The organism is Phocaeicola sp. RTP21198st1_B8_RTP21198_201120 (assembly GCF_040929485.1).
Lineage (GTDB): Bacteria > Bacteroidota > Bacteroidia > Bacteroidales > Bacteroidaceae > Phocaeicola > Phocaeicola dorei.
Window position 1 is genome coordinate 12,600 of sequence record NZ_JBCOCI010000068.1, and the last position, 15,027, is coordinate 27,626.

Below are 15,027 nucleotides of genomic sequence, written 5' to 3' on the forward strand. Positions count from 1 at the left end.
TAATTTCTATATTTGTTCGCTATACATAAATGCAAATACTATGAAAAAAACAATTGGAATAAAAAGAAACTTTATTATTATAATAATAAGTATACTCCTTTCTGCCTGCACAAAAAAAGAAAATGCTTCTCAACAAGCGTTGTTGCTTGAATTGGTTCAAGCGGAAGCGGTGATGTATGAACATCCGGATAGTGCACTGGGTGTATTGCAAGGGATGAAAGTTCCGGCATCATCGGACAAATTGCAAAATGCTACTTGGGCGTTGCTAACAGTGCAAGCCAAGTATAAGAATTATAAAGAAGAACTTGCTGACTCTACCTTAATTAATATAGCCTATGATTACTTTATGAAGCAAGACAATCCCCAACGGAAAGCAATGGTACTTTATTATAAAGGTGTATTATATGAAAAAGCTGATAAAAAGAATGAAGCACAAGAATCCTATTTAAAAGCAATAGAAGAAGTAGAAAAGACGAAAGACTATCAACTGGCACATTTGATTTATAGCAGTATAGGAAATATATACCTATATAATTCGCTGAATGAATATGCATTGCAAATGTTTAAACAGTCATTGCACTATGCGAAGCTATCCGAAAATAAGAATTATATATGTTCTGCATATTATGATTTGGGAAAAGTATATTCCGTATTATTTGATTTTGATAATAGCATCAAATATTATAAAGAAGCTATACAAATGGCAGAAACTCTACATAATAATGGTATATTAATAAATGGAATGAACGAATTAGCAGGAGTATATACCGAAACAAAAGATTATCAACCTGCCCTATCCTATGCCCAAAAAGCTTTAATACTTAAAGAAACAAGCGAATTACCCCTAAAAAAAAGGCTAGAACAAAGTTACTTGGTAATTGGTGACATATATAGACGCATTAATAAAACAGATTCTGCCTATTATTATCTGAATAAAACATTATCCTCCAATCGCATGGAAACGATTTGTGCAACTTATGAAATTTTATATAATCTAAGCAAAGAGAAAAAAGACTATGAAAAAATGAGCCTATATTGCGATAGTATGGTAGTTTATCAAGATTCTGTCTGGAAATTGCATAAAAATAAAGAGCTTATGAATATGCAGGAAAAGTATAACCAGCAAAAACTATTGAATGAAAAGAACCAGCTAAAAATAGAAAATAATACTATCATCCGTAATGTACTAATCATATTGGTAGTGGTATTCTGCCTGATAGCTATCCTTATCTATATATACCAGCGAAAATTAATCCGTAAAGAGCATATCATACAAAGACATGAAGAAGAAATACAGCTGAATACCTTAAAAAGACAAGAGAATGAGAGAATAATCAGTCGTAACCAAAGCCGCATGAAGGAACTGGCAGAACAAATGGAGGCGAATAAAGATGCGCAGGAACAGTTGGAGGAGCAAAAGAATGTACTATCTGAAATAAAATGCCAAAATGAAGCCCTGCAACAAGAGAATAAAATGTTGCAGCAACATATTGATAAATATTCTTCTTCGCTGAATGAAAAGTCCAAAGAACTTGAAAGATTGGGACTTTTAGGAGAAGAAAACCAACGATTGCATGATCGTGAAAGATTCCTGTGCAACCAACTGATAAAAAAGACAGATGTCCTTTACCGGCTAAAGACAAAGCCCCAATACATGAAAGACGAGCAATGGGAAGAGGTAAAGGAAACAATGAATCTATTATTCGATAATTATATAGTAAGGCTTTCCACTCTTGTACCTTCATTGACAGAAAGCGATTTGCAGATATGCTGCTTCATCAAGTTGGGAATAGCCAATCCGGGAATAGCTGATTTGCTGGGGATAGAATCGACTTCGGTATCTAAAAGAAAATTAAGATTGAAAGAACGTATCACTCAAAAGATAGGAGCATTCGGCAAAGGACAGACACTGGATCTGTGGCTATGGGAGTTCTAGGGAAGCAACTGTCCACATTCCGCATTCGCACAAAGAGGTAATATTCTAATTATTAGCATATTATCTCTTTTTTAATTGTCCATATAACGTACATATCCGGTCTATCTGTTTTTCATTCTAAATCCATAACTTTGCAGCATAACAATCAATCAATAATATTATTATGAAAACAACTAAAGAATTAAAGATTTGGAGTTTGCGTATGGTATTATTCACCATATTGCTTAGTGGTTTATCGGTGCAGAAAGTGTATTCTTTTTGTAATAGTACAGAAATTATTATAAATGGGAAGTGGTATAGCAATCAAGAAAAAGTTAATACACGAAGCCTGCCATCTATTCCCATCACAGCCTGCACCGATGGCCAGAACATCTACATTGAAAACACATCTCCGGACTGTGACATACAAATTACCATCACCGGTAATCAAACAGGAGAAGTGATGTATGAACAGTTAGTGCCCCAAGCACAAACAAGCTATATTATCATTTCCATAGCCAGTTTCCCATCCGGAGAATATACATTAGAACTAACTAGTGAAGATGGGAAATACTTGGTTGGAGCTTTTAAAAGATAACCCTAATTATTCATCCTAAAAAACTACAAAGACCATGAAACGAGTAGACCTTAAGAAAATCCTCTATATGGATTTTCTTATCCGGCACAAGTGCACAGGCACATCCAAGGAATTTGCAGCAAAGATGGATATGTCACGTTCCACTCTCTTTGAGTACATTGCCTATATGCGCGATGAACTGGAAGTGTGCATCCTTTTCGATAAATTCTTAGGAACATATTATTATGATGGCAAAAATCTATATACGTCATTAGGCTTTAAAGTAGTAGGATAATACGAATTGAAATGTGATGAGAAAAACGGGGCATGTTTGAATTTCTTTTTGATATAAAACCGGATGCAGGAAATGTATGTCCCACCACCCGACTGGCATACCTGATTAGTGAACGGGGAAACAAGGTCTATTATACCGATACCTCCGACTCCGTTTTCACTACCGGTTTGCTGCGGAAAGGAATAGGACGCATCATTTATCCACATGATTTCCGATGGTTTACGCCACATTTGGCATTGCTGGACTATCAACTGCAAGATAAGCAGCAAGTCTATAATGAATATGACATAAACTATCTGTTTATAGCCATAAACAAAACCGACAGAAAGATAGACCTAATGCCGGAAATGCCCGTCGTCACCCTGCCTCCTATTCCTTATAAATTGCTGCCGCAAGGTGCAAAAGACGATGATTTCATCGACAAACTGACGGAAATAAAAGAAGACCGTTCACGCACTGTTATTATAGGCTTGCTGGAAGACGAGGAAGAAGAAAGAAAAGTGAACACCCCCTCACATATGGAATCATTCTACAAAGCCATGAAGCAGAGTGCGAGCATCCATCCGCAATATCAATTCATCCTGCTGACCAATCATGGAGAGGTGGAAACCCGGTTGTTTTCATTACCGCCCAATATAGCCATTTACCGCCTGCCCCGCCTGCAAGCCCTGTTGCCCTTGTGCGACATGGCGCTTATCACCGGAGGAATAACCCACTGGACGGAATGCACCTTTGCCCATGTGCCCATGGCAGAGTTCACGCCACAGGAAATAAAAAAAATTACCCCCGTGAAACTGGACAGGCAGATCATTGATCTACTGGCAAACCGGGAATACATCATAGAACGGCAAAAACACCTGTGCGCCTTCTTTGAGAGCGAAAGTGAAAGGATGAACGAAATAGCCGACTGGCTGATAAACAGAGTAAAACAAAAAAGACAATTATGAGCAAATTTCCATTCTACAAACAGTTGGACGGCATGGACTGCGGCCCCTCCTGCCTGAGAATGATAGCCAAATATTATGGAAAGACATTCTCCGTACAGCAGTTACGCGAGCAATCATACATACAGCGCACGGGAGTTAACTTGCTAGGTATCAGTGAAGCGGCAGCCAGCATAGGGCTGCGCGCCACCGGTATACGCACTTCAATGGAAAAACTGAAACAACAGTCAAAACTGCCATGCATCATCCACTGGAACCAGGAACATTTCGTGGTCCTCTATAAAATAGAAAAGAAAAGGGGCAAAACTTGGTTCTACATTGCCGACCCTGCCTACGGATTGCTGAAATATGAGGAACAGGAGTTGAAAAAATGCTGGATCAGTACCACACAAGGCGGAATAGAAAAAGGAATTGCCCTCTTGCTGGATGTTACCCCGCAATTTTATGAAGCGGAACCCATAAAATATGAAAAGCTGTCATTATGGTATCTGTTTCACTATGTACGTCCCTACAAAAAGGCGATGATACAGCTCATCATCGGCCTGCTGGCAGGCAGTTTGCTGCAACTGGTCTTCCCTTTTCTTACACAAACCATTGTAGACCAAGGCATAGGGCACAGGAATCTGAATTTTATACAGCTCATTTTGGCCGCACAACTCATGCTGGTATTCAGCCGCACACTTATTGAGGTGATCCGGCGCTGTATACTGCTCCACATCAGTACGCGCGTCAACGTGTCGCTCATCTCGGATTTCCTCTCCAAGCTGATGCGGCTGCCCATGAGGTTCTTTGACAGCAAACTGGCAGGCGACTTGATACGCCGCATCGAAGACCACAACCGCATCGAGAGTTTCCTCACCCAGTCCGTGCTCAATATTTTGTTCTCTACCCTCACGGTAGTCATCTTCGGTATCGTGCTGGCCATATACAGCTGGAAAATATTCCTCATTTTCATCCTGTTCAGCGCAGCCTATATGGGTTGGGTAAAGCTGTTCATGCGCAAGCGGGCCGACTTGAACAGGAAGAACTTTGAACAGATGTCCGTCAATCAGAATAATTTGATGCAACTCATCTACGGTATGCAGGACATCAAGCTGCTGGGCTGCGAACAGCAAAAACGCTGGGAATGGGAAAACATACAAGCTTCTCTCTTCCGCATTAATATGAGTTCACTCAACCTGGGGCAGTGGCAGCAGGTGGGAGCCGTACTTATCAACGAAGTGAAAAACGTACTGATAACAGTTCTCTCTGCCACCGCCGTACTACATGGAAGTATCACGCTGGGTGTGATGCTTTCCATACAGTACATCATCGGACAGATGCAAGGGCCTATCAGCCAATTCGTTTCCTTCATGCAGGACACGCAGGACGCGCAGCTCAGCCTGGAACGTCTCGGAGAAATACATGGCAAGCCCGATGAAGAGACAGAAGGCATGGACCAGGATACCCAAATATCAGGCAAAGACCCGATTCAATTGCAAAATGTAGTCTTTACTTACGGATCAGAAAAATCGAAACGCATCATCAAAGGGCTATCGCTGGACATACCAGCCGGAAAGACTACCGCCATCGTGGGCCTCAGCGGCAGTGGGAAAACAACGCTGATAAAACTGATGCTCGGATTCTATCCTCCCACCGGAGGAGCGGTGATGATAGGCAATCAGTCGCTACAAAAAATCAGTTTCAAGGAGTGGCGCAAACATTGTGGAGTAGTGATGCAGGAGGGATTCATATTCGGCGATACCATTGCCAACAACATAGCGCCGGATGGCAGCATGATAGACAAAGAACGCCTGCTGTATGCCGTAGAGATGGCAAATATACGTGAGTTCATCGAATCCTTGCCTTTAAAGTATAACACCAAAATAGGTAACACGGGGCAAGGATTGAGCCAAGGGCAGAAGCAGCGCATCCTGATAGCGCGCGCCATTTACCGTAATCCCGATTACCTGTTTTTTGATGAAGCGACGAATGCGCTCGATACGGACAATGAGAAAGTGATACAGGAAAATCTGGAGAGATTCTTCAAGGACAAAACGGTGGTCATCGTGGCGCACCGCCTGAGCACCGTAAAGAATGCCGACCAGATAGTGGTGCTGAAAGAAGGGGAGATAACGGAACGGGGCACGCACGAAGAACTCATTGCCCGGCAGGGCGATTACTACAGGCTGGTGAAGAATCAGCTGGAACTGAGCGCTTAGGAAATTAAAAAATGAGAATTGAGAATTAAAAAATAATAGCAATAAGGTATGGAGGAAATCTATAAACCTGATGCGGACGGACCGGAAAAGGTAGAAGTATATAGCCGCGAAAACAATGATATGCTGGGAGATATGCCCGAATGGTTGATCCATACGGGAAGCTACATCGTATATGGACTGATTGTTTTTCTTATTGCAGGCACGGCATTATTTAAGTATCCTGACACAATAAGAAAAACGATAACCATTGACGACTTGGGAAGTGCGGAATGGATCACTGCCAATCAGACAGGAATGATAGACCGCTTTTTTGTGGAAAACCAATCACCTGTACAAAAGAACGACACGCTGGGCATACTGAAAAATACTGCCCTACTGGAAGACGTACAAACATTTTGCCGCGTACTGACCAAAATAGAATGGTACTACCGCACCAACGACATCAAGTACCTGCAAGACTATCCCTTTGACCTCATCATGGGTGAAATGTCTTCCGCCTACGAACAGTTCACCCAAGCCGTGCGTACGTGCGTGATGTATCAGGAGTTTGATATCTATCCGCAGAAGAAAAAATACCTAGATGAAGAACTCCGGATACTGGAAAGTACCGGTAAGGCAGATGCCATGGCGGTGCTGAATGTGAAACGCGAACTCTTTGAACTGGATATAAACCACCGGATGGAGACTGCCAAAAACCTCCGGATGCTGGAACTGGCTTACGAAAACATGGTGAACAGCCTCCGCACGTGGGACAAGAAGTACCTCATCAAAAGCCATCACGACGGCATAGTGGTATGGGGAAAGACATGGGGCATGAGCGCCCGGGTAAATGAAGGAGACACCCTGTGCACCGTTATCTCCAAGCAGCAGGGGAATCCCCTCGGGCACATCACTCTTTCACAAGACGAAGTGGCGGAAATTGCCGTGGGCGACAAAGTAAATATCGAACTGAACAAATACCCCACCCACTCGTATGGCGTACTGCCGGGAAGAATCGCCTCCGTCTCTTTTGTGCCTTACAATAAAAGTTATGCCGTGGAAGTGGACTTTCCGGACGGACTGGTGACAACCAACAGAAAGGAAATAAAATATGAAATAGACATGTCCGGCCGGGCGGAGATCATCACTTCGAGCCGGAGCATACTGAGCAGGATTTTCGCACCCGTGTATGAATTGTTTTCCACCACGGAGTAACACCGTTTTTTTTCACTACAGAGAATAACCAACTTAAACAAAGAAGAATATGAAAAAAAAAGACCCCAACAACAAGCAACCGGAATACACCCGCTATTCCGAAGATGAAGAACAAGTGCTGGACTTGAACGAACTGATGGACGTACAAGGTGGCATAGATGACAAGGAGTTATCCAAATGTGGCCTGGGATGCTATACAGGTGGATTCGTCGATCCTACAAAAACACAAGATGAAAATACCGGAAATGAATAAAGTATATGTGCTGAACCCTCATTATCATCTGAGACATGATATTCACAGGGTCGCATTATTCTCCAGTACGGGGACAGATACCGACTGCTCCCGGAACTGGCATACTTTTATTCACCCGCTGCAAGCTGTCATGCTGAGTTTTTTCACGTATGACAGACCTTTGCAGACAACTCTCCCTCTGCTGTGCGACTTCTTCTGCCGGAGCAAGGAGGAGATGATCAAATGGGTATCGGACTTCATTGATAATCCGACCCCCATTTATACCTCCTCCCAGCAGGGAGAAATTTATTTTCCCAAACGTATATTGATTGAAGCGGAAAAGGCAGGCAAAGCATTGCGGTTTGACCGGCTGCAAGCAAATTCTTTTGTCTGGAAAAAACTGGATCTTACTACAAAAAGGCTGTATTCCGGTCCGTTGCTCCTCACATTCATGCTGACCAACCAATGTGTCACGCATTGTAAGTATTGCTATGCAGATACATCAACGCAAATAAAATCCCCACTCACCACCCAACGCATGATGGAGCTGATCAAGGAAGCTTCAGACCTGCAAGTACAACAAGTAAATCTGATAGGTGGTGAAATATTCCTGCATAAAGACTGGAAAATCATATTAAAAGAATTGGTAAAACGGGGTATTGCCCCCGAATTCATATCGACCAAAATGCCTGTAACCCAAAAACTGTTGCAAGATGTACAGGAAACAGGGTATCAGGGAATTGTTCAAATTTCACTGGATGCCATTCATTCCGAAATACTGACCGCCTCACTGGGAGTAAACGGAAATTATGCCAAAGAGATGCTTCACGGCCTGCAATTACTGGATGACAGCGGACTGAATTATCAGATTTCATCTGTGCTGACCAACTACAATTGCCAGTTGAATGTCTTGGCGGAATTACTGCATGAATTATCTCATCTGAAGCATATACGCGACTGGCGTATTATCCCCGCCAGTAATTCCATATACAAAGAGTATAATGTATTTTCGCATTTGAAACCTACTAAAGCGCAAATTACAAAGGTATTCAACCAAATACGCCCTCTTCTCACACAGGTTTCCTTTCCCGTGATTCTAGGGAAAGAAGTAACCGATAAAAACTATCAAGATACCTGGGGTGGAAGCCGGTGTTTCAAAGGAAGCGAATGCTCTGCATTGACCACTCATATGTTTATATTGCCTGATGGTAAAGTGACTGTATGCGAGCAACTTTACTGGCATCCACAATTTATCATAGGGAATGTAACCACACAAAGTCTGAAAGAAGTCTGGCATTCCCCTCAAGCCTTGCACCTTTGTTCCTTGTCACGTCAGGATATCAACAAAGAGAGTCCATGCAGGGAATGCCGTCTTTTTGAAGACTGTTTCAGTTATCAGAACCGTTGCTGGAGTGATATCATAAAAGCTTATGGAAAGGATTGTTGGGATTTTCCCGATCCGCGTTGCTGTTTTGCTCCTGCCATGAAAAATAAATTAAGTTATGACTGAAGACGAACTTGACAGAATAAAAAAATCATTTGTCCGTTCCAGTGACGAATGTCCCATGGAAGTGGCCTGTCTGCTCACTGTCATGAAATACTATGGCGGTCAACAAGATGCACGCACACTAGCCGAATGGTGTAAAGTAGATGGAAAATATACGTTGATGGGTATGAAACAGGCAGCTATACGTGCAGGAATGGAAGCGGAAATCTGCTTGCAGAACATGGAACAATTGTCCACCAGAAAATTTCCTGCCATACTTTTTGCCATCAATGATTTCGAAGTACCGGGATATGTGGTTTGTTATGGCATTCATGAAGGCCGCTTCATTATTTGGGAGCCGGGATTCGGCCCTATGCAATATTGGGAAAACCAAATGAAAACATTATGGATAAGAGGAATAACTCTTACTCTGTTTCCCACCCACGAATTTATGCAGAAAACGGATTTTCAACTAAAATGGTGGGAGTTGTATCCGTGGAGCAGGAAATGGAAAAGAAGACTGAACCGCTGGTATGAATATATCTGGCTAAATTATCCCTGGTTCAGGGAAATGGTAACACAGCTAAGACGGAAATGAATGGAGCAAGCCAAGTCCAATTATTCCATAGGGACAGATTGAACCCCTTAGCCGTCAAACTAAGTTTTTTTATTACATACGATTCTTTTGTTCTGTGGAGACCAAAGCCCCATAGTAGGTGATAAAACCAGCGAGGCAAAAATCTTATCATAGTCTGGTGCATTAATCATATTAATTAAAGCAATCGTAGGATCATCTTCTGAATAAGCTCCACTAAAAGAAATAATCGCATCTTTAATATATTGATATCCGGCTGATAAGTATACCCATTTATAAGTTGTTCCTAAAGTTATATTATGAGATAAAGAAGGTAATAAAATGGATTACCACCCTCATATATATACCGATTAATATACATTACATTACTTCGCAACTGAGCATAATATGGACGAGAGTATAATAGTTGCGCATCTGAATATAGTTGTATTGTTCCCATATTTGAACTAGTGCAAGGTAGGAGAATAGTGGAATAGCCAACTGAAGAAATTGGTAATACTCCTTTTGTTTCATTTGATTTTATATTAAAAGCTCCGGTCTGATCACTGATAGTACCTTGTAAAAAAGTAAAATCAGGCAAAGAAAACAACACTATATTGGCAAACTCTAGTGGCTGTTTTTTTCATCCACTATTATTCCACTAATCATCTGTGCATGTATGCAAAGAGAAACCAGTAAGAGGCAGAAAGTTATATATAATTTTTTCATAACAATATCAATTATTTATCGGTTAAACCGGAACGCAAATGACACAAATCTAACCTCCGGCAGGTTTATATCCATGCTGTACAGTTATTAATTTGTGTCATTTGTGTTCCAATTTTAATTTATAGAACGAAATAAATCCGCGTTCCATCCATTAACTCCCATTTATCATCCGGTGGTATGATGGCGGATAATCATTATGTATCATGCATCGCCGCATCTTACATATCTTTTACAAACAGACCTGTTAAAACTAAACTATCCGCTATATCCTCCTTGGGATTGGGCTGAAAAATCCTTCAGATGTTTCAGCCCGAACTTACGGTGCATTACTCCTGGAGTCGTGGACGGTGGTTCGGGCAGACAAATATGTAAAAGTCCATTCCATTGGGAATATATGAAATGATAATCCTCAATCATATCACAAAATGTTTATTTATAGAATGGGATGACGGATGGAACACGGATTTTTTTACTTTACCTGTCATTGGGTTTGCAAGTACAAATTTAAATTTTAAGTCCGTGTTTGTCCGCTTCGTCCGTGTAGTTCGCATTCCATCACCCCGTTTTATAAATTTCCATTTATCATCCGGTGGTATGATTGCGGATAATCATTTCAAATAAGATAAAATATGTTATTTCATATTCTTCATTTATTCTTCCCCTTCAAGTATTCATAAAAAGCATATTGCGCCCGTACCGGTTCTTCTTTCGGATTCCTTTTCAACACATTATTCAGATTTTCATCCACCCAACCGGCTTTTCTGTTATCTTTCAACTGAATAACCAGCATATCTATCAGTTGTTGTTTCAGATCTTCGTCAAGAATGGGGGTAACGGCCTCTATACGCCGGTACAGGTTGCGCCTCATCCAGTCCGGCGAACCCATGAACAGAAGCGGTTTTCCTCCATGGTGGAAATACCACACCCGGGCATGTTCCAAAAAGCTGTCCACAATGCGAGTGATACGGATATTTCTGCTATAAGGCTGATTGGGAATCAAGCAGCAGATACCACGTACTATCAAGTCTATTTTCACTCCTGCCTCACTAGCCTTATATAATTCATCTATCATGGCAGGATCTTGCAGCGCATTCATTTTCAAGATAATCCGCGCTTCTTTTCCCGCCTTTGCCATATTTATCTCATATCCGATACGTCTTCTCAGTTCCGGCAGCAGATTAAAACGGGCTACCAACAAACGCTTGAATTTGGGTTCAGTCACTTCTTTCTGTAATACCCGGAATAAAGTATACAGATCATTCACAATAATCTCGTTGGAAGTGAACAAACCGGAATCAGCATATATCCGGGCAGTCTTCTCATTGAAATTTCCGGTACTGATATAAGCATAGCTGCGAGTCTGTTTTCCCTCTTTGTTATACCGCAGTACAAGCGCCACCTTGGCATGCACTTTCAATCCCGGTATACTGAAAATAATATGTATCCCCGCCCGCTTCATCATCTCGGCGGTAGCCAAATTGTTTTCTTCGTCAAAACGGGCCTTAAGTTCTACAAAAACAGTTACTTTTTTACCATTCTGCGCAGCAGCAATCAGCGTATTGATAACAACCGAGTTTTCCGCCACCCTATATTGGGTAATCATGATCTCCTTACAGGACGGGTCATGAACGGCCTCATACAGGAAATGGATGAAATGTTCAAAAGAATGATAAGGGAAATGCAACATCAAATCCTTCTTGCTCACATAACGGAATATGGATTCTTTCTCATCCAAACAATTCAATGTCATGGGACGAGGTTTCAATTGGGTACAAAGTTCCTTACTGGGATTAGGCAGATGAGCCAAATCCTCCAAGTTCAAGTGTTTGTCTCCCGGAACCAAATCATCACGATTGATGCCAAATGCATCGACCAGAAACTCCAGATAATCCGCAGGCATCTTTCGGTCATACACAAAACGGCATACAGCACCTATTTTACGCTTTTTCACCTTTTTACGCAACTGTTCCACCATTACTTCGGAACTGGTTGCATCATCCACGAAAATATCGGCGTCACGAGATATCTTGCAACAATAACTGCAATCCAAATCATAGCCCGGAAACATACGGTTGATATTCGCCTTTATAATATCTTCCATATACATCAGGTAAAAGTTTTCTCCCTGTCGGGGAAGTTCTATGAAACGGGGAACTTTGCTATAAGGCAATTTGATAATATAGTATTCCTTTTCCCCCGTGTCTTTGCGCGTCACGCGTACCGACAGATACAAACGGTTGTCACGTAAAAAAGTCTTGATTCGATTCTTGCATACCGGAACAGGCTGAAGATAGGGAAAAATTTCTTCTTTAAAGAAATTACTGATAAACTCCTGATGAAAAGGCTCTACCTCCTGTTTACTTTGATAAAAAATAATATGATGCCTGCGCAAAGCCGGGACAATCTTATGCTCATAAATGCGGATACGGTCTTCCATCTGGCTATTGACAGCTTCGGTTATCTGATGTATCAGGTGTCTGGCTTCTTCTTGTGTCATATCATCACTTTGGCCACCGGAAGCGATGGCTTTATGTTCCGCTACACGAATCTTGTAGAATTCCTCCAGATTAGAAGAATATATAGAGATAAAGTTAATCCGTTCATACAACGGAAGGGAGTCGTCATCCGCCTCCAACAACACGCGATAGTTGAAAGACAACCAACTGATATCACGCTTGAAATAATGATATTTGCTCTCCATATTATGCTTAGATTTGTTCCAAATATAGTACCTTTGCCGATAATAAACAAAAAAACTATGACAAGAATCGGATTATTATCGGATACTCATGCATTTTGGGATGACAAATACTTGAAATATTTTGAGAATTGTGATGAAATATGGCACGCCGGAGACATTGGCTCGGTGGAAGTCGCCCGGAAACTGTCCGCTTTCCGCCCCTTCCGGGCAGTATATGGAAACATTGACGGGCAGGACATACGCAGACTTTATCCTCAAACCAACCGCTTCACCGTAGATGGTGCGGAGGTGTTGATAAAGCATATAGGCGGATATCCGGGCAACTATGATCCTTCCATCCGCGGCAGCCTGCTGGTGAAACCTCCCCAGCTTTTTATCAGCGGACATTCGCATATATTAAAGGTGAAATATGACAAGACACTGGATATGTTACACATCAACCCGGGAGCAGCAGGCATTTCCGGATTTCATAAAGTGAGAACATTGGTACGTTTTTGTATCGATAATGGAGAATTTAAAGATTTAGAAGTAATAGAACTAGCGGATAAGTTGTAAGATTAAAAAATCTTTCCGAACTTTGCACACACTAATATCAAAAACAATATGAAGACTTATCTCGTTACAGGAGCTGCCGGATTTATCGGAGCCAACTATTTAAAATACATCCTGGCCAAACATGATGACATCAGGGTGGTGGTACTGGATGCCTTGACTTATGCCGGCAATCTGGGAACTATTGCATCAGACATTGATAATGAACGTTGTTTCTTCGTAAAAGGAGATATATGCGACCGTGATTTGGCAGACCAACTATTCGCAGAATACAAGTTTGACTACATCGTGAATTTTGCAGCAGAAAGCCATGTAGACCGCAGTATTGAAAACCCACAATTGTTTCTGCAAACTAATATTTTGGGAACCCAAAACCTGCTGGATGCGGCCCGCCGTGCTTGGGTGACGGGAAAAGATGAGAATGGTTATCCCACCTGGCGCAAAGATGTACGTTACCACCAGGTATCTACAGATGAGGTATACGGCAGCCTAGGAGCAGAAGGTTTCTTTACTGAAACAACTCCTTTATGTCCACACAGCCCATATAGTGCCTCCAAGACAAGCGCTGATATGATTGTCATGGCTTATCGTGATACTTACAAAATGCCGGTAACCATTACCCGCTGTTCCAATAATTACGGTCCGTACCATTTTCCTGAAAAACTGATTCCACTAATCATTAAAAACATTTTGGAAGGAAAGAAACTTCCCGTATATGGTGACGGAAAGAATGTACGCGACTGGTTATATGTAGAAGACCATTGCAAAGCCATCGATTTGGTTCTGCGCAAGGGCCGCGAAGGGGAAGTATATAATGTAGGCGGACACAATGAGAAAGAAAACATAGAGATAGTAAAACTTACCATAGCCACTATTCACCGGATGATGACGGAAACTCCCGAATATCGCAAAATCTTGAAGAAAAAAGAGTTGAACGACAAAGGTGAGATCTCTATCGACTGGATTAACGAATCATTAATCACCTTTGTCAAAGACCGTTTGGGACATGACCAACGTTACGCTATCGATCCTACCAAAATCACTAATGAATTAGGATGGTATCCTGAAACAAAATTCGAAACCGGTATTGTAAAAACAATCCAATGGTATCTGGAAAATCAAGCATGGGTGGAAAATGTAACAAGTGGCGATTACCAAAAGTATTATGAAAGAATGTATAAAAACCGATAAAGAATACATCTTATAATATTTAAAAAAGTCCCCGGATAAGAAAGGCGTTCTTATCCGGGGACTTTTTTATCTTAATATTTCCAACACCAAATTTCAGCTATAATATAATAAAACAATAAAATAGAATTTGCTATAGATATGTTCAACAACATACTACATTCCCTTTCATCTTCGATTTCTTTCGTATATTTTTGCACCGATAAGATAATTATAACACAAACAGTGTATTAAAAATAAAATAAAGAAACTATTTTAATATTTATAAATACAAAATCATAAAATAGCAATAATAAAGAAAGAAAACAAAAATACAAGCAAGATATCAAGGCCTTAAAAGACAGATATACGAAAAAAGAAAGAAAACAAAAGATTTATCTAACCTAATAAGTTTACGATTGAAACCAAACAGATTCAATAATTTGATATAACATCAACC

15 protein-coding genes are annotated in these 15,027 nt (G+C 41.1%); 11 read left to right on the plus strand and 4 right to left on the minus strand.

What is annotated here, in order from left to right; translation table 11 throughout:
- The first annotated feature begins 40 nt into the window (after positions 1–40).
- The 9 genes from AB5935_RS18495 (at position 41) to AB5935_RS18535 (ending at position 9,442) form a co-directional block, all read left to right on the plus strand.
- Complete coding sequence (locus AB5935_RS18495; protein WP_007831153.1) at positions 41–1,936, plus strand: tetratricopeptide repeat protein; 1,896 nt, start codon at positions 41–43, stop codon at positions 1,934–1,936.
- Positions 1,937–2,099: 163 nt separating this feature from the next.
- Positions 2,100–2,513: a DUF3244 domain-containing protein gene (locus AB5935_RS18500; RefSeq protein ID WP_005853036.1), complete on the plus strand. Its 414-nt coding sequence runs from the start codon at positions 2,100–2,102 to the stop codon at positions 2,511–2,513.
- Positions 2,514–2,547: 34 nt separating this feature from the next.
- The gene (locus AB5935_RS18505; RefSeq protein ID WP_005853034.1) at positions 2,548–2,787 is read left to right on the plus strand and encodes a hypothetical protein; all 240 of its coding nucleotides are present in this window, start codon (positions 2,548–2,550) and stop codon (positions 2,785–2,787) included.
- 32 nt (positions 2,788–2,819) lie between these two features.
- Positions 2,820–3,734: a hypothetical protein gene (locus AB5935_RS18510; protein ID WP_007831151.1), complete on the plus strand. Its 915-nt coding sequence runs from the start codon at positions 2,820–2,822 to the stop codon at positions 3,732–3,734.
- Positions 3,731–5,932: a peptidase domain-containing ABC transporter gene (locus AB5935_RS18515; protein WP_007831142.1), complete on the plus strand. Its 2,202-nt coding sequence runs from the start codon at positions 3,731–3,733 to the stop codon at positions 5,930–5,932. The genes AB5935_RS18510 and AB5935_RS18515 overlap by 4 nt, the downstream gene beginning before the upstream one ends.
- 48 nt (positions 5,933–5,980) lie before the next feature.
- Entirely contained in the window at positions 5,981–7,126 is a 1,146-nt protein-coding gene (locus AB5935_RS18520) for an HlyD family efflux transporter periplasmic adaptor subunit (RefSeq protein WP_007831139.1), read from the plus strand.
- 49 nt (positions 7,127–7,175) lie between these two features.
- Positions 7,176–7,379 (plus strand): hypothetical protein, encoded by a 204-nt coding sequence (locus tag AB5935_RS18525; RefSeq protein WP_038611457.1) that lies wholly within the window; start codon positions 7,176–7,178, stop codon positions 7,377–7,379.
- Positions 7,357–8,868: a radical SAM/SPASM domain-containing protein gene (locus AB5935_RS18530; RefSeq protein WP_007843440.1), complete on the plus strand. Its 1,512-nt coding sequence runs from the start codon at positions 7,357–7,359 to the stop codon at positions 8,866–8,868. The genes AB5935_RS18525 and AB5935_RS18530 overlap by 23 nt, the downstream gene beginning before the upstream one ends.
- Complete coding sequence (locus AB5935_RS18535; RefSeq protein ID WP_005845663.1) at positions 8,861–9,442, plus strand: cysteine peptidase family C39 domain-containing protein; 582 nt, start codon at positions 8,861–8,863, stop codon at positions 9,440–9,442. Before AB5935_RS18530 ends, AB5935_RS18535 begins: the two co-directional genes overlap by 8 nt.
- Before the next feature lie 59 nt (positions 9,443–9,501).
- On the opposite strand, the gene AB5935_RS18540 is transcribed toward AB5935_RS18535, so the two are convergent.
- The 4 genes from AB5935_RS18540 to AB5935_RS18555 all read right to left on the minus strand — a co-directional run bounded on the left by AB5935_RS18540 (position 9,502) and on the right by AB5935_RS18555 (position 12,848).
- Positions 9,502–9,762, minus strand: a complete 261-nt coding sequence (locus AB5935_RS18540; protein WP_368327515.1) for an outer membrane beta-barrel protein — start codon at positions 9,760–9,762, stop codon at positions 9,502–9,504.
- Between the two features lie 37 nt (positions 9,763–9,799).
- Positions 9,800–9,952 (minus strand): hypothetical protein, encoded by a 153-nt coding sequence (locus tag AB5935_RS18545; protein WP_157132517.1) that lies wholly within the window; start codon positions 9,950–9,952, stop codon positions 9,800–9,802.
- A 450-nt stretch (positions 9,953–10,402) separates the two neighbouring features.
- Positions 10,403–10,564, minus strand: coding sequence for a hypothetical protein (locus AB5935_RS18550; protein WP_007831133.1), 162 nt, complete (start codon positions 10,562–10,564; stop codon positions 10,403–10,405).
- 229 nt (positions 10,565–10,793) lie between these two features.
- Entirely contained in the window at positions 10,794–12,848 is a 2,055-nt protein-coding gene (locus AB5935_RS18555) for an RNA degradosome polyphosphate kinase (protein ID WP_007843443.1), read from the minus strand.
- Between the two features lie 57 nt (positions 12,849–12,905).
- Here AB5935_RS18555 and AB5935_RS18560 point away from each other — a divergent pair, with 57 nt between their 5' ends.
- The gene (locus AB5935_RS18560; RefSeq protein ID WP_005845668.1) at positions 12,906–13,403 is read left to right on the plus strand and encodes a metallophosphoesterase family protein; all 498 of its coding nucleotides are present in this window, start codon (positions 12,906–12,908) and stop codon (positions 13,401–13,403) included.
- A gap of 48 nt (positions 13,404–13,451) precedes the next feature.
- Positions 13,452–14,591, plus strand: coding sequence for a dTDP-glucose 4,6-dehydratase (gene rfbB, locus AB5935_RS18565; RefSeq protein ID WP_005853009.1), 1,140 nt, complete (start codon positions 13,452–13,454; stop codon positions 14,589–14,591).
- Positions 14,592–15,027 lie beyond the last annotated feature (436 nt).